The following is a 14207-nucleotide window of genomic DNA, read 5'->3' as shown; positions in this document are numbered from 1 at the left end:
TACGGCTCCCCAGCGTTCTCGCGGGTCAGGTGAGGAGCGACCGCACCGCGGCCGCGAGGCGCTTGCCGTCGGCCCGCCCGGCGGCGGCAGCGGTGGCGTGCTTCATGACCTGCCCCATCTGGCGGGGACCGGGCCGCTCGCCGAGCTCGGCCGCGGTCTGCTCGACGGCAGCGCGAGCGATCTGGGTGAGCTCGTCGTCGGACAGCTGGGCCGGCAGGTAGCGGGCCAGCACCTCGCCCTCCGCGCGCTCCTGGGCGGCCAGCTCGTCGCGGCCGGCGCCGGCGAACGCCTCGGCCGACTCGGCGCGCTTCTTGGCCTCCTTGCGGATGATCGCGAGCACCTCGTCGTCGTCGAGCTGACGCGCGGCGTCGCCCGCCACCTCGGCGTTGCCGATGGCCGTCAACGTCATCCGGAGGGTGGCCTTCACCAGCTCGTCCCGGGACTTCATCGCCGCGGTCAGATCGGACCGCAGCCGCTCCTTGAGGGTGCTCACGGGAGCGCACGCTAATGCACTCACCGTCCGACGTACGCTGCAGTTGTGAACAGCTGGGCTCGGCTCGCGCTGGGCGCGACCACCACCGGTGCGGCCACCCTCGCGTACTCGGCGGGTATCGAACGCCGGTGGTGGACCCTCCGGCAGAAGACGCTCCCGGTGCTCGCGGAGGGCGCGCGCCCGCTGCGCGTGCTGCACATCTCGGACCTGCACCTGACACCGCGGCAGCACAGCAAGCAGCGCTGGGTGGCCCAGCTCGCCGAGCTGGAGCCCGACCTCGTCGTCAACACGGGCGACAACCTCGCCCACCCGCGCGCCGTGCCGGCCGCCGTCGCCGCGCTCGGCCCGCTGCTCGACATCCCGGGCCTCTTCGTCTTCGGCAGCAACGACTACTTCGGTCCGAAGCCGAAGAACCCCGCGCGTTACCTCGTGAAGAGCTCCCGCCGCAGCCACGGCGAGCCGCTGCCGTGGCGCGACCTGCGAGCCGCGCTCCTGGAGCGGGGTTGGCACGACGCAACGCACGCCCGAGTGGACCTCACCGTGGGCGGGCTCGAGGTGGCCGCGGCGGGGGTGGACGACCCGCACCTCGGCCTCGACCGCTACGACCGCGTCGCAGGCCGCCGCGACGGAGCCGCCCTGCGCCTCGGCCTCACCCACTCCCCCGAGCCGCGGGTCCTCGACCGGTTCGCCGCTGACGGCTACGACCTCGTCCTCGCCGGCCACACGCACGGCGGCCAGCTGCGCGTCCCGGGCATCGGCGCGCTCGTCACGAACTGCGGAATCGACCGCTCCCGCGCCCGCGGCGCGTCCCGCTGGGGCGCCCACACGTGGCTGCACGTGTCGGCCGGACTGGGCACGTCCCCGTTCGCCCCGGTGCGCTTCGCCTGCCCCCCGGAGGCCAGCCTGCTCACCCTCGTGCCACGCCCGTCGCTCGCAGCCGCGGCCAGGGCCACCCCTGCGTCGGCGCCTGCGGACGTCAGCTAGACTCATCCGCGGCCCACCGGGGCCATCGGGGTGTGGCGCAGCTTGGTAGCGCGCTTCGTTCGGGACGAAGAGGTCGCAGGTTCAAATCCTGTCACCCCGACCAGGAAGTCCAGGTCAGGGCCGGTTCTCCTAGAGGAGAGCCGGCCCTGGTCTTGTTCCAGGGCTCGGTCGGGAGAGTCCTGGGAGAGGGTCTTGGTGGCCGGGGCCCGGGATGGGACGCGGGCCGTCACCCATAGTCGATCTTCAGCCCACGCGCTCGCGCCGCGCGCACCATGTACGTGTCGACCTCGTACGAACGGCGATAAACCGACGGATACACCTCGCTCCACCAACCGCCCCTCGCCGAAAGCTCGTACCAGTGCGAACTATCCAGGGTGATGGACAGCCTCCGCACGCGGACGATCTCGGCCCAGCTCACGTGCGTCAGCCGCATGCGACCGTTGCGCAGGATGAAGCCGCGGGCGAAACCGTAGAAGCGCACGTGGCGGGATCGCGGGTTCGGGATCTGCACGCACACGAACAGCAGAAAGGCCGCCGGACCCGCATACAGCACGAGTTCCCACCCGTACGTGTCGCGCGCGACAGCGGTCATGATCTTGTCGACAGCGGCCCACGTCATGGAGATCGCGCCGAGGATGAATATCACGCCGACGATTCCGCCCAGCCGCTTCGGCAGGCACGTCAGCGTGTGCGGGCCGAGGTCGGCCTCCGCTGCGAGCGCCGCTACGTCGGCGGGTAGAGCCTCGGCCTCGTCGGTCGTGTTCATCGCATCTCCGATACCGAGTGTCGTCCGTCTCGCACAGGACGACACGCGGCACCCGCAGAAGGTTGGGGTGACGGCGATCCATGCCGCTGGGCCCCACGATCCACGGCTTCCCGACCGAGGGCTTCGACGTGACGTCGGGGCTCAGGGGCGCTGGTAGTGCAGTGCGACCGCCCCGGATGAGGGGAACGCCGTCGCGCTGGCGAGTTGCCATGTGGACGCGTAGCCGTCGGGGAGCGGTCGAAGCCCACCACCGAGAGTCGCCGGCACCACCGTCAGGTAGAGGTCGTCGACCAGGTCCTCCTCCAGCAGGGTTCGGATGATGCTCGCGCTGTTCAGGACCAGGATGTCCCGGCCCGGTCCACTCTTGAGGGCCCGTACCTCGGCTGCCGCATCGCGAGAAATCCGGGCGTTGGTCCATTCCGCCTTCTCGAGGTCGTCCTGCTCCAGGGTCGAGGAGAAAACGATCTTCTCTACCGTGGCCAGCCAGTTCCCGAGATCACGGGTGCGGGCCGAGCTGGTCGGGTCGTTCGTGATCGCAGGCCACACGGAGGTGAAGCCTTCCCAGTTCGTCCTGCCCAGCAGCGCGGTGCTCACGCCCCGCCAGATCCCTTCGTAGTAGAGCTCGCTCTGGCCGCTCGTGATGTGCTCCATGGCCCAGCTCATGTCGTCCTGGGGTCCGGTGCTGCTGTACCCGTCCATCGACACCGTCACTTCGGCGCCGACCTTGCGGGCCGCTCCAGCGCTCGTGATCTCCGACATGTGAATCTCCATCCGTCGTTCGGTGATCACCAACGTAAGGACGGGCGGCACTGCAGGCACCCGTGTCGGCCACGTGTTCAGCACCTGACCGCCACCTCCGCAGCGCGACCGCAGCAGCCGTCGAGGTGACGTTGATCGAGTATCGGAGCGGTCTCACGAGTTGCTCTCCCTTGCTGCGCACCACACGATTTCGCTGTGACGTCGGACGGGCATTCGGGACGCACAGCGGGCCCACTAAGGTCGCGGCGTGATGAAGCCTGCTGGTGACGAGCTTCGACCGGACGGTTGCGAGCCAACGGCCGGGTATCCGCGCCAGGAGCAGCTGATCGATGTCCGGCGGATCGATCGGCCGGACGCGGTCGTCGTGGCCGTCAGCGGCGCGGTCGACATCCTCACCGCACCCCGGCTGAGGGCCGCGGTCGCAGTTGCCCTGGAGCGCCCGGACGGCCGCCCGGTGCTCGTCGACCTCACCGACGTGAAGTTCTTCGGTTCGCCGGGGCTGAACGTGCTGGCCGAGAGTGCCGAGCAGGCGTCCGCGAAGCCGGGGTTCCAGCCGCTGCGCGTGGTGGTCGACAGCAACCGCCCCGTTCTGCGGCCGATCGAGCTCACGGGCTATGACGCGATCCTCGCCCTGTACCACGACATCGAGGACGCCGTCAGTGGTAAGTCGTTCAACTAGCGGGTAGTAGTCAAGCGCTGATCCCCGCACAAAGGCCGAAGGACCGTGATGCCGCCATCTGAGCAGGACGAGCGGTCAGGTGGCATACCTCAGCCGCTACCAGACGGAGCAGCACGGACGGTCGCGGCCGCAGAGCTCCACTTCGAGCTGGTCCCGGAACTGGTGGCACCGTCGATCGCGCGCGATCGGTTCGAGCGGTGGTTGCGCGACCTGCGCTGGCCGAACGGGCAGAGCGAGGACCTGGTGCTCGCGCTCAGCGAGGCGGTCAGCAACAGCATCGAGCACGGCTACGGGGTGCACGCCGGGCAGGCTCGGCCGGACCTCGCCGAGGCAACCGTGGAGGTGCGGGCCCGGGTGCTGGCCGAGGAGAGCGGCCGGCGCCGGATCGCGCTCACCGTTCGCGACCACGGGCGCTGGCGTGAGCCGGTCGGACCTGCGCACTTCCGCGGGCACGGCCTCAGCATCATCCGCGCCTGCGCCGACCGGTTCAGCATCGACGGCAACGCGGGCGGCACCACCCTGACGCTCGTCACCCGAGCCGCGCCACCTTCGCCCGAGGCGCGCTGACCCGACCGGGGCGAGCGATGAATCTCCGCGGCTCCGCGCGACTCACCTGTCGGACGCTCTGGTCCCGGGTGGAGGAGAAATCGTGGGAGATGTCTGGCCGCTGGTGCACGCGGAACGCGCAGCGCTCGTCGAGGACCTCGAGCGCCTCGACGAACGCAGCTGGGAAGTGCCCTCGCTCTGCCCCGGGTGGACGGTGCACGACGTCGTCGCGCATCTCGTCGACTCGGCCAGGACGACGCGCATCGGCTTCGTGGTCGCGCTGGCCCGGGCCGGGTTCGACTTCGATCGGCTGAACGCCCGCGGGGTGGAGCGCGAGCGCGGGGCCACACCGCAGGAGACCTTGGAACGGCTCCGCAGGGTGGCACCACGCACGTCGCGCCCTCCGGCGCCCATCGACACCCGCCTCGTCGAGGAGGTCGTCCACGGCGAGGACATCCGCCGGCCCTTGGGCCTCACCCGCTCCTACCCGCAGGAGGCGGTCGTCCGGTCGCTTCGCCTCCAGGCCGCCACCCCGGCGTCCTTCGGCGGCGCCAAGGAGCTGGTGGCGCTGGTCCGGCTGACGGCGACGGACGCAGACCTCTCGATCGGCGACGGGCCGGAGGTGACCGGTGCGGCCCTCTCCCTGCTCCTGGCAGCCTCCCGGCGGCGGGTGGCGCTGGAGGACCTCGACGGGCCGGGAGTCGACGCGCTGAGGTCGGCGATCTGATCGCCCGCTCACGCCGCATGCCCGCCTTGCCTGGTGCGGAGGGTCAGCACCAGCGCCGCGACGAGCACCATCAGCGCGGCGCTCACGAGCGCCGTCACGTGGAAACCTGAGGTGAAGGCGGCACGCGCGGCGGCCAGCAGCGGATCGGCGAGCGGCTCGGGCAGTTGCCGGACGACCGCCGCCGCAGTGCCGAGGTTGTCCCGGGCCGCTTCAGCGGCCTCGTCCGGCACGCCGACCGGTACGGCGGTTGCCATCGCCTCCCGGTAGACGGCCGTGATGATGCTGCCGAGCACGGCCACGCCGAAGGCGCCGCCGATCTGCGGTGCTGTCGACGAGATGGCGGCGGCGGCGCCGACGCGCTCGGCCGGCGCTGCCCCTACCACCATGTCCGTGGCCAACGCCATCATCGGTCCCAGGCCCGCCGACACCACGATCGCGCCCACCACGAGCCGCACGAGGTCGCCCGTCGGTACGACCGTTGCCAGGACCAGGTACCCGGTCGCTGACACCACGAGACCCGCGCCGATCACCACCGGCGCCGGCACGCGCCGCGCCACGCGTGGGGCGATGAGCGACCCGGCGATCACGCCGGCGGCGGACGGGGCCGTCCACAGGCCCGCGTTCAACGGGGACAGGCCCGCCACGAGCTGCAGGTACTGGGCGATCGCGTAGTTCGACCCCCACAGCACGAAGATCCCGAACGTCAAGGTGGCGGCCGCGGTGCGGAACGCGCGGTCGGAGAAGAGGCGGAGGTCGACCAGCGGGTCGGCCAACCTGCGCTGGCGACGCACGAACTGCACGGCCATTCCGATCCCGACGACCACGGCCGCGACCGGCACCGTTGAGAGCCCGTCGGCCGCGACCTGCTTGAGCCCGTACACGACCGGCAGCACGGCGAGCAGCGCCAGCACCACGCTGGCCCCGTCGAGCCGGCCCGACCGCGGATCACGGTGCTCGGGGAGCAGGAGCGGGCCCGCGACCACCAGCGCTGCCATCACGGGCGCGGCCAGCAGGAAGGCCGACCCCCACCAGAAGTGCTCGAGCAGCCAGCCGCCCACGAGCGGACCGATCGCGGTACCGCCGGAGACGCTGGCGATGATCACCCCGATCGCCACGGCGCGCTGCCGGGCGTCGCGGAACATCGCGGCGGTGATCGACAGCGTCGACGGCATGAGCGTCGCGCCCGCGACCCCCATCAGCGCCCGCGCGGCGATCAACAGCTCGGGACTCGGCGCGTACGCGGCGAGCACGGACGCGATGCCGTAGCCGACGGACCCGATGAGCAGGACGCGCCGCCGCCCGATGCGGTCGCCGAGGGCGCCGACGGGGATCAGCACCGCGGCGAGCAGGAACGCGTAGATGTCGACGATCCAGAGCAGCTGCGTGCTGCTGGCGCCCAGGTCGGCGGCGATGGCGGGCAACGCGAGGTGCGTCACGGTGAGCTCGAGGGAGGCGAGCAGGGCCGGGAGGGCGAGAACGGCGAGGCCGATCCACTCGCGCGCCCCGGCCTGCGTCGTGGTGTCGTCGGTCATTCCTCCAGCCTCAAACCTCAGGCATGGTTGAGGTCAAGGAGCTAGTCTCGTCGGGTGACCGACACCCCACCTCCCGAGCTCACCGTCGGCCAGGTCGCGGCCCGCTCGGGCGTCGCCGTGAGCGCGCTGCACTTCTACGAGGAGAAGGGCCTCATCTCGAGCCGCCGCACCGGTGGCAACCAGCGCCGCTACCCCCGGGAGACGCTGCGGCGGGTCGCCGTGATCCGCGTGGCCCAGCGGGTCGGTATCCCGCTGCGGGTGGTCAAGGAGGCGTTCGCCACGCTGCCGGACGGCCGCACGCCCGACCGGGAGGACTGGGCCCGACTGTCAGCCGTGTGGTGCGACGAGCTCAACACGCGGATCGACCAGCTCGTCCGGCTCCGCAACAGCCTCGCCGACTGCATCGGCTGCGGCTGCCTCTCGCTCGACCGGTGCCTGCTGCGCAACCGCGATGACCGGCTCGGGGCGCGGGGCAGAGGCCCGCGCCGCCTGTTCACGCGGGCCGTCCGCGAGGAGGAGGACCAGACCCGGCCACCCCGGTGAGGCACAACCTGCGGATCCACTGAGAGCGCCGGACGGCGAAGTTGCTACCGTCGGGGAGGATCAGCAGCTTCCCGCGCGGAGGAATGGCACATGGAAACGCCCTACGACTGGATCCTGGACTACTGGACGGTCACGATCTTCCTTCCCGCCGTCCTGCTGCTCATCGTGGTTCTGGCGATGATCACCCGCATCATGGACAAGAGGTCCGGGGAGTAACCCACGGCCCCGCCGCGCGCTCGAGCACCACGATCGCGAGCGCGGCGGCGACGAGGGCCGCGCTCACCCACAGCGGCGAGCTCAGGTCGAGCCCGGCCCCGATCACGATCCCCCCGATCCACGGCCCGACGGCAGCGCCGATGTTCAACGACGCCGTCGCGAAACTCCCCGCGAGGTTCGGCGCACCCGAGGCGGCGTAGAGCACGCGGGCGATGAGCGTGCCCCCCACCGCGAACGCGAGCGTCCCCATCAGCGGGACGAGCACGACCGCCGCCACGGCGTTGCCCGCCGTCAGCGCGAACGCGGCCCATCCGACGGCGAGCACGGTGCCTCCGAGCGCGAGCACCGGTCCGGGCCGGGTGTCGGACCAGCGGGCGGCGAGCCGGACGCCGAGGAACGCCCCGCCCCCGAACAGGGCGAGCATCGCGGGAACCCACCCGGCGGCGATCCCGGACACGTCGGTGAGCACCGGGGCGAGGAAGGTGAACGAGCAGAACGTCGCGCCGTTGACCAGCGCGCCGAGCAGCAGCACCACCAGCAGCTGCGGCCGCCGCAGCGCCCGCAGCTCGCCGCGCGCGCTCGGCGGGGTCGTCCCGGCATGGTCCCTCGGCACCGAGGTCAGCACCGCGACGAGCGCGGGGATGCAGAGCAGCGCGACGGCCCAGAAGGCCGAGCGCCACCCCCACAGGCCGCCGAGGACGGCCCCGCCGGGGACCCCGGCCACGCAGGCGATCGTGGTGCCGGCGAGCAGCACCGCGAGGGCGCGCCCCTTCGCGTCGGCCGGGACGATGCTCGTCACGGTGGCCAGCCCGACGGCGAGGAACCCGGCGTTCGCGAGCGCCCCCACCACCCGGGTGGCGACCAGCACCTCGAAGCTGCCCGTCAGGGCCGCGACGACGTGCGCGAGCACGAACGCCACGAGGAAGGCGGCGAGCGCGAGCCTGCGTGGCCAGCGCATGGCGAGCAGCGCCATCAACGGCGCTCCGACCGCCATGCCGACCGCGAACGCGGAGGTCAGCAGGCCGGCGGCCGGGATCGAGACGGACATCTCCGATGCGATGTCCGGCACGAGGCCGGCCACCATGAACTCGGATGTTCCCTGGGCGAAGACCGCTGTCCCGAGCAGGGGGACGACAGGCGGCAAGGACGGTTGGTGCACAGCGCGCTCCATGGCGATGTCGACGAGGTCGGTGAGATCCGGACCGGTCGAACGGAGCGGGAGTGCAGGAGATGGAGAAGACTCGCCCGAAGGGGAGAACCACCGATCGACCGGTGGTCAGGCTCTGGACGCCTCGGGGCTCGACATGATCGCGAGCCTAGTGCCCTGCGGAAGATCCGCGCCAGCGGCATACTGCGCCGGGTGGAGCGACCCGCGCTGACGCTGACCGCCACCGTGCTCGACGCCCCGGATCCCCGCGCCCTCGCGCGCTTCTACCAGCAGCTGTTCGGCTGGCCGGTGGTGCAGGACGACCCCACCTGGGTCACGCTCCGCCCGCCCGGCGGAGGGTCGGGCCTCTCGTTCCAGCTGGAGGAGCTGTACGAGCGCCCCACCTGGCCGTCGGAACGGGAGCGGCAGCAGATGCAGCTGCACCTGGACATCGAGGTCGACGACCTCGAGCGGGCCGTCGCGCACGCGATCGAAGCGGGTGCCACGCTCGCGGAGTTCCAGCCGCAGGAGAACGTGCGGGTCCTGCTGGACCCGGTCGGTCACCCGTTCTGCTTCTTCGTGAAGGAGTGACGACTCCCGGGAGCGCACGAGCCCGGCCGGTCGCCCTCGTGACCGGCGCGTCGCGAGGTCTCGGTGCGGCGATCGCCGCCCGGCTCGCCGCGGCGGGTCATCCCGTGGCGGTGAACTACGCCTCGTCCGGGGCCGCGGCGGAGGCGGTGGCGGAGGGCATCCGCGCGACGGGCGGCGTCGCACGCGCGTACCGGGCGGACATCACCGACGAGCACGAGGCCGCGAGCATGGTCGAGGACGTGCGGGGTGACCTCGGGCCGGTCGGGGTGCTCGTCCTGAACGCCACGGGGCCGCAGCCGGCGATCCCGGCCGGGGAGGTGCGCTGGCCGGACATGCGCGCCCAGCTGGACTTCTTCGTCAAGAGCCCGGTGCTCCTGCTCGGATCCGTGCTGCCGGACATGCGGGCATCGGGGTGGGGGCGGATCGTCCACATCGGGTCCGACTCGGTGCGCGGCCTGCCGAAGGGCAGCACCGCCTACGTCACCGCGAAGTCGGCGCAGCTCGCGCTGGCGCGGATGTGGGCGGCCGAGCTCGGCCCGTTCGGCATCACCGTCAACACGGTCGCGCCGGGCTGGATCCCGGTGGAGCGGCATCTGGACGCCTCGCCCACGGACCTCGAGGAGTACGCCGCACGGGTTCCCGTGAACCGGCTCGGTGTGCCCGATGACGTGGCGGGTGCGGTTGCGTACCTGGTCTCGGAGGACGCGTCGTTCGTGAACGGGGCGTGGCTGACGGTCAACGGCGGGAGCGTGCCGGGCTGACCGATCAGCGGTCGCGGGGCGGGCGGCCGATCCCCGCGATGTAGAGCACCGCGAGCGCGATGCCGGGCGGCACCGCCACCCAGATCCACCACGGGTGCAGGGACCAGTCCATCGTCAGCTCCAGCAGCCCCCACACCACCAGGTTGACGGCGGCGAGGCTGCCCCAGACGATCGTGAGCACCCGCATCGCGATGCCGCCGCCGGTGTCGGAGAACACCTGCCTGCGGCCGGGCTCGGGCGGGGGTGCAGGGAGGTCGGCGGTGACGCGGGCGAGCTCGCCCCGCGTCCGGGCGGACCAGACGGACCTGACCCGGTCGTCGAACTCCCCGAGGTCCAGCTGGCCGATGTCGTGGGCCCGCTGGAGCCGGTTCTGCACCTCGCGCCGCTCCACGTCCGAGATGCGCATGTCCTCGGGTCGCACCGGCTCCCTGCTGGGTCCATCGGTGAGCTCGCTCACGGGCGAATCATGGCAGACCGTCACCCGACCGAGCGTCACATTGCACCTATGCGTAGTTCCGCATATGTTCGGCGCCATGGGTGCGGGCCACGGACACGGGCACGGGATCGACCCCGCAGCTGCCACGAGCGCATCGGGGCGGCACATGCGGCGTCTCGCGATCTCACTGGGGGTGCTCGTCGCCTCCCTCGTCCTGCAGGTCGTCGTGGGTCTCACGACCTCGTCGCTCGCCCTGCTGTCCGACGCGGGGCACAACTTCACCGACGTGCTCGGGATGGGCATGGCGCTCGCCGCCATCGCGGCAGCCCGCGCGGCGCGCACCAACGACCGGCGCACGTTCGGTCTCTACCGGGCCGAGGTCCTGGCCGCCCTGGCCAACGCCGTGCTGCTGTTCGGGGTGGCCGGCTGGGTGCTCCTCGAGGCCGTCCAGCGCTTCGCCGACCCGCCCGAGGTGCCGGGCCTGCCCGTGGTGCTCACCGCGCTCGCCGGCCTCGCCGCGAACCTCTTCGTGTTCGCCCTGCTGCGGAAGGGCGCGCAGGAGAGCCTCAACATCCGGGGCGCCTACCTGGAGGTCATCGCCGACACCCTCGGCTCCGTCGGCGTGCTCGTCGCCGGCCTGGTCACCCTGCTGTTCGGCTGGCGCTACGCCGACCCGATCGTCGCGATCGGGATCGGGCTGTTCATCCTGCCGCGGACGTGGTCGCTCGGCCGGCAGGCCGTCCGCATCCTGGTGCAGGCCGCACCGGCGCACGTCGACGTCGCGGCCGTCCGCGCCGAGCTGGGCGCGCTCGACGGCGTGCAGGACGTCCACGACGTCCACGTCTGGACGCTGACGTCCGGCATGGAGGTGGGATCGGCCCACCTCACCGTCGGAGCCGGCTGCGACCCGGCGAAGGTGCTGACGTCCGCGCAGCGGCTGCTCACCGAGCGCCACCAGCTCGCACACTTCACCGTGCAGGTCGAGCCACCCGGTTCCCGTACCGGTTGTGCCGAACTCCGCTGGTAGCTGCGGCATGATCCCGGGGGTGACCGAGCACCCCGTCGCCCCCGTTCCCCACCGGCTCTTCGACGACGAGCGCGAGGAGCGCTGGCGCGCCCGGTTCACGGCGCCGCGGATGTCGCGCCCGGCGTGGGCGCGCGACGCACCGGACCGGTGCGTCTACACCTCGAACGCCAGTGGGACGACTGAGGTGTACGTCTGGGATCGGGTGACCGACCAGCACCGTCGCATCACCGACCGGCGCAGCGGCACCCACATCGCCACGCTCCCGCCCGACGGCGCGACGGTCTGGTGGTTCGCCGACACCGACGGCGACGAGTTCGGGCACTGGGTGCGCGAACCGTTCGCCGGCCGCCGCGCGACGGCCGCGCCCGAGCCTGCGCTCCCCGCCGTCGAGGACGGCTACCCGGCGGGGCTGGAGATCGGGCGGTCGGTGGTGGCCGCGGGGACCTCCACCGACGACGGCACGAAGATCTGGCTGCGCCGCGGCGACGGCCCGGCGGAGGTCGTCTACCAGCACGCGGAGGACGCAGGCGTCGGCGCGCTGTCGGACGACGAGACGCTGCTCGCGATCAGCCACTCCGAGCACGGGGACTCGCGGCACCCCGCGGTGCGGGTCGTGCGCGTGTCCGACGGCGGGCTCGTGGCCGAGAAGTCGGACGGGCCCGGGAAGGGGCTCACCCCGCTGACGTTCGCCCCGATCCGCGGGGACGGCCGGCTCCTGCTGCTGCACGAGCGCCACGGCCGCGAGGAGCTGCTGCTGTGGGACGTGCTCGCCGACACCGAGCGCGAGATCACGCTCGACCTGCCGGGCGAGGTCTACGCCGACTTCCACCCGGACGGACGGAACCTGCTCGTCTGGCACACGGCGGCGGCCCGCACGCGGCTGTACCGCTACGCCCTGGATTCCGCAGAGCTGGCGGAGCTGCCGGTGGCACCCGGCTGCGTGGGCTCGGCCGAGGTCCGCCCGGACGGCACGGTCGAGTACACGTGCTCGTCGGCCGCGGAGCCCTCGACGGTGCGGGCGCTGCACCCGGACGGCACCGACCGCGTGCTCGTCGCCCCGCCGGGAGCGCGCGCCCCGGGCTCGGTGCCGGTCGAGGACCTGTGGGTGGAGGGCCCGGGCGGCCGGGTGCACGCCCTCGTCGCCCGTCCCACTCATGTCGACGGCCCGGCGCCGGCCGTGTTCGCGCTGCACGGTGGCCCGCACGCCGCCGACGAGGACCGGTTCAGCGCGGGCCGGGCGGCGTGGGTGGACGCCGGCTTCGTGGTGGTCGAGGTCAACTACCGCGGCTCGACCGGCTACGGCTCGGTGTGGCGGGACGCCATCGAAGGCCGGCCGGGGCTGACCGAGCTGGAGGACGTCGCCGCCGTGTACGACCGGTGCGTGGCCGACGGCCTGGTGGACCGGGGGCGTTGCGTGGTGGAGGGCTGGTCGTGGGGCGGCTACCTCGCGCTGCTGGCCCTCGGCACCCAGCCGGACCGCTGGGCGGCCGGCATCGCGGGCGTGCCGGTGGCCGACTACCTCGCCGCCTACGCCGACGAGATGGAGCAGCTGCGGGCGTTCGACCGCGCCCTCTTCGGAGGTTCGCCCGCCGAGCGCCCCGAGGCGTACCGGGACGCGTCACCGCTCACCTACGTCGACCGCGTGCGCGTGCCGGTGCTCGTGCTGGCCGGCGAGAACGACCCGCGCTGCCCGATCCGGCAGGTGAACAACTACCTGGACGCCCTCGCCGCCCGCGGCGACGTGCGGTACGAGGTGAGCCGCTTCGACGCGGGCCACGGGAGCCTCGTGGTGGACGAGACGCTCCGCCACGTGGCGACGGAGATCGGGTTCGCCCGCCGGGCCCTGGCCTGATCGGCCGTCCTGCGCAACGGGCTGTCACCCATCGGTAGCGGATCGGAAACAAGTCGGGGGGACGCTGGCTGCATGGCGCTGTGGCGGATGCACGTCGAGCTGGAGGACCGTCCCGGTCGACTCGGCGGGTTGGCCACCGCGGTCGGCGGAGCCGGATGCAACATCCTCTCCCTGCACGTCGTCGGCGAACCGACCGACGACGGAGCGGTCACCGACGAGCTGCTGGTCCAGGTGCCCGAAAGCGTCGAGGCCGCGGCGCTGGTCGATGCGGTCGCGGCCGCCGGGATCCCGTGCACGCTGCTGGTGCGCGCCGATGCCACGGAGCTGTCCGACCCGGCCACCACGGCGCTGGCGCTCGCGCGGATGGTGGTGGCCGACCCGGGCAGCGCACCGAGCGCGGTGGCCACCATGCTGCGTGCCCGCCTGATCGACCCGGCCGCGCAGCCGTCGGGGCACGTGCACACGCTGCGCGGCGGTACCCAGCAGATCCACGTCGGCCGCCCGTGGCCGTTCACGGCCACCGAGCTCTCGCGGGCCGCGGCGCTGCTGGAGCTCGCCACGCAGCTCGCGATGCGAACCCCGATCCGCAGCGTCGGCGCCGATCGCGCCCTGCAGCTGCGGGACGGCTCGGAGGTGCGGCTGCGCGCCGCCGAGCCGGGTGACGGCCCGCTGGTGGCCGCGCTGCACGCCCGCTGCTCGCCGGCATCGCGGCGTTCCCGCTACCTCACGCCGGCGCCCCGGCTGCAGTCCGACGAGCTGGGCGCGTTGCTCGGCCCGTCCGCCTCCCCCACCGCACTGCACGCCGTGCTGGCCGTCACCGCCGACGGTGGCAGCGCCGTCGGCATCGCGAACCTCGATCCGGAGCCGGGCTCCGCCGGATCGGCGCGGGCCGCCGTGCTGGTCGAGGACGCGTGGCAGGGCCGGGGGCTCGGCACGGCGCTGCTGCGCCACCTCGCGGAGGTCGCCACGGAGCGCGGCCTCGCCGAGCTCGTCGGCTGCGCGCGCCCGGACGACGTCGGCATCACCCGCCTGCTGCGCCGGGCCGGGTTGCGCCCGGCGGCCGCGATCGTCGGCACCGAGGTGCGGCTGCGGGCCGCCCTGCCCACTCCGGTGGGCTGACACGACGCGGCCCCGGAACCAGGAGGTCC

Annotated in this window: 17 protein-coding genes and 1 tRNA gene; 12 read left to right on the top strand and 6 right to left on the bottom strand. The window is 72.9% G+C overall.

What is annotated here, in order from left to right; translation table 11 throughout:
- Positions 1-25: 25 nt before the first annotated feature.
- Complete coding sequence (locus FB388_RS38880; protein ID WP_142107603.1) at positions 26-493, bottom strand: GatB/YqeY domain-containing protein; 468 nt, start codon at positions 491-493, stop codon at positions 26-28.
- Positions 494-538: 45 nt separating this feature from the next.
- Here FB388_RS38880 and FB388_RS38875 point away from each other — a divergent pair, with 45 nt between their 5' ends.
- On the top strand, positions 539-1477 hold the full coding sequence (locus FB388_RS38875) for a metallophosphoesterase (protein WP_142107602.1): 939 nt from the start codon (positions 539-541) through the stop codon (positions 1475-1477).
- Between the two features lie 26 nt (positions 1478-1503).
- Positions 1504-1580, top strand: a tRNA-Pro gene (locus FB388_RS38870).
- A gap of 123 nt (positions 1581-1703) precedes the next feature.
- Here FB388_RS38870 and FB388_RS38865 read toward each other — a convergent pair.
- Together FB388_RS38865 and FB388_RS38860 are read right to left on the bottom strand one after the other, a co-directional pair.
- Positions 1704-2243, bottom strand: a complete 540-nt coding sequence (locus tag FB388_RS38865; protein ID WP_142107601.1) for a hypothetical protein — start codon at positions 2241-2243, stop codon at positions 1704-1706.
- Positions 2244-2384: 141 nt separating this feature from the next.
- Positions 2385-3002 carry a dihydrofolate reductase family protein gene (locus FB388_RS38860; protein ID WP_142107600.1) on the bottom strand — a complete coding sequence of 206 codons (618 nt, stop codon included), beginning with the start codon at positions 3000-3002 and terminating at the stop codon, positions 2385-2387.
- A 250-nt stretch (positions 3003-3252) separates the two neighbouring features.
- On the opposite strand from FB388_RS38860, the gene FB388_RS38855 reads away from it, so the two are divergent.
- From FB388_RS38855 to FB388_RS38845, 3 genes are all read left to right on the top strand, one after another.
- Positions 3253-3681 (top strand): anti-sigma factor antagonist, encoded by a 429-nt coding sequence (locus FB388_RS38855; protein ID WP_142107822.1) that lies wholly within the window; start codon positions 3253-3255, stop codon positions 3679-3681.
- Positions 3682-3729: 48 nt separating this feature from the next.
- The gene (locus FB388_RS38850) at positions 3730-4248 is read left to right on the top strand and encodes an ATP-binding protein (RefSeq protein WP_142107599.1); all 519 of its coding nucleotides are present in this window, start codon (positions 3730-3732) and stop codon (positions 4246-4248) included.
- An 82-nt stretch (positions 4249-4330) separates the two neighbouring features.
- Positions 4331-4954 carry a maleylpyruvate isomerase family mycothiol-dependent enzyme gene (locus FB388_RS38845; RefSeq protein WP_142107598.1) on the top strand — a complete coding sequence of 208 codons (624 nt, stop codon included), beginning with the start codon at positions 4331-4333 and terminating at the stop codon, positions 4952-4954.
- 8 nt (positions 4955-4962) lie between these two features.
- Here FB388_RS38845 and FB388_RS38840 read toward each other — a convergent pair whose 3' ends face one another.
- Positions 4963-6486, bottom strand: a complete 1524-nt coding sequence (locus tag FB388_RS38840) for an MFS transporter (protein ID WP_142107597.1) — start codon at positions 6484-6486, stop codon at positions 4963-4965.
- 54 nt (positions 6487-6540) lie between these two features.
- Here FB388_RS38840 and soxR point away from each other — a divergent pair, with 54 nt between their 5' ends.
- Complete coding sequence (gene soxR / locus FB388_RS38835; protein WP_142107596.1) at positions 6541-7029, top strand: redox-sensitive transcriptional activator SoxR; 489 nt, start codon at positions 6541-6543, stop codon at positions 7027-7029.
- 90 nt (positions 7030-7119) lie between these two features.
- Positions 7120-7245, top strand: a complete 126-nt coding sequence (locus tag FB388_RS41005) for a hypothetical protein (RefSeq protein ID WP_281290532.1) — start codon at positions 7120-7122, stop codon at positions 7243-7245.
- On the opposite strand, the gene FB388_RS38830 is transcribed toward FB388_RS41005, so the two are convergent.
- A complete protein-coding gene (locus tag FB388_RS38830; protein ID WP_142107821.1) occupies positions 7220-8389 on the bottom strand; it encodes a Cmx/CmrA family chloramphenicol efflux MFS transporter in 1170 nt (389 codons plus the stop codon). The two genes, FB388_RS41005 and FB388_RS38830, sit on opposite strands and share 26 nt — an antisense overlap.
- A 216-nt stretch (positions 8390-8605) precedes the next feature.
- On the opposite strand from FB388_RS38830, the gene FB388_RS38825 reads away from it, so the two are divergent.
- Positions 8606-8983 (top strand): VOC family protein, encoded by a 378-nt coding sequence (locus tag FB388_RS38825; RefSeq protein WP_425468613.1) that lies wholly within the window; start codon positions 8606-8608, stop codon positions 8981-8983.
- Positions 8980-9744, top strand: a complete 765-nt coding sequence (locus FB388_RS38820; RefSeq protein WP_142107595.1) for an SDR family NAD(P)-dependent oxidoreductase — start codon at positions 8980-8982, stop codon at positions 9742-9744. Before FB388_RS38825 ends, FB388_RS38820 begins: the two co-directional genes overlap by 4 nt.
- A 4-nt stretch (positions 9745-9748) precedes the next feature.
- Here the strand turns inward: FB388_RS38820 and FB388_RS38815 are convergent, their stop codons facing one another.
- Complete coding sequence (locus FB388_RS38815) at positions 9749-10201, bottom strand: DUF1707 SHOCT-like domain-containing protein (RefSeq protein ID WP_170226023.1); 453 nt, start codon at positions 10199-10201, stop codon at positions 9749-9751.
- Positions 10202-10277: 76 nt separating this feature from the next.
- Here FB388_RS38815 and FB388_RS38810 point away from each other — a divergent pair, with 76 nt between their 5' ends.
- From FB388_RS38810 to FB388_RS38800, 3 genes are all read left to right on the top strand, one after another.
- On the top strand, positions 10278-11207 hold the full coding sequence (locus FB388_RS38810) for a cation diffusion facilitator family transporter (protein WP_142107593.1): 930 nt from the start codon (positions 10278-10280) through the stop codon (positions 11205-11207).
- A gap of 7 nt (positions 11208-11214) precedes the next feature.
- Entirely contained in the window at positions 11215-13059 is a 1845-nt protein-coding gene (locus tag FB388_RS38805; protein ID WP_142107592.1) for a prolyl oligopeptidase family serine peptidase, read from the top strand.
- A 72-nt stretch (positions 13060-13131) separates the two neighbouring features.
- Positions 13132-14178: a GNAT family N-acetyltransferase gene (locus tag FB388_RS38800; protein WP_142107591.1), complete on the top strand. Its 1047-nt coding sequence runs from the start codon at positions 13132-13134 to the stop codon at positions 14176-14178.
- Positions 14179-14207: the final 29 nt, after the last annotated feature.

This window comes from Pseudonocardia cypriaca (assembly GCF_006717045.1).
Lineage (GTDB): Bacteria > Actinomycetota > Actinomycetes > Mycobacteriales > Pseudonocardiaceae > Pseudonocardia > Pseudonocardia cypriaca.
This window is presented reverse-complemented; position numbering and strand designations above follow the sequence as displayed.

Excerpts from the sequence above, each read along its gene's own strand:
- FB388_RS38865 (WP_142107601.1), bottom strand. The coding sequence starts at position 2,243 with ATGAACACGACCGACGAGGCCGAGGCTCTACCCGCCGACGTAGCGGCG.
- FB388_RS38860 (WP_142107600.1), bottom strand. The coding sequence starts at position 3,002 with ATGTCGGAGATCACGAGCGCTGGAGCGGCCCGCAAGGTCGGCGCCGAA.
- FB388_RS38855 (WP_142107822.1), top strand. The coding sequence starts at position 3,253 with ATGAAGCCTGCTGGTGACGAGCTTCGACCGGACGGTTGCGAGCCAACG.
- FB388_RS38850 (WP_142107599.1), top strand. The coding sequence starts at position 3,730 with ATGCCGCCATCTGAGCAGGACGAGCGGTCAGGTGGCATACCTCAGCCG.
- FB388_RS38840 (WP_142107597.1), bottom strand. The coding sequence starts at position 6,486 with ATGACCGACGACACCACGACGCAGGCCGGGGCGCGCGAGTGGATCGGC.
- FB388_RS41005 (WP_281290532.1), top strand. The coding sequence starts at position 7,120 with ATGGAAACGCCCTACGACTGGATCCTGGACTACTGGACGGTCACGATC.
- FB388_RS38810 (WP_142107593.1), top strand. The coding sequence starts at position 10,278 with ATGGGTGCGGGCCACGGACACGGGCACGGGATCGACCCCGCAGCTGCC.
- FB388_RS38805 (WP_142107592.1), top strand. The coding sequence starts at position 11,215 with ATGATCCCGGGGGTGACCGAGCACCCCGTCGCCCCCGTTCCCCACCGG.
- FB388_RS38800 (WP_142107591.1), top strand. The coding sequence starts at position 13,132 with ATGGCGCTGTGGCGGATGCACGTCGAGCTGGAGGACCGTCCCGGTCGA.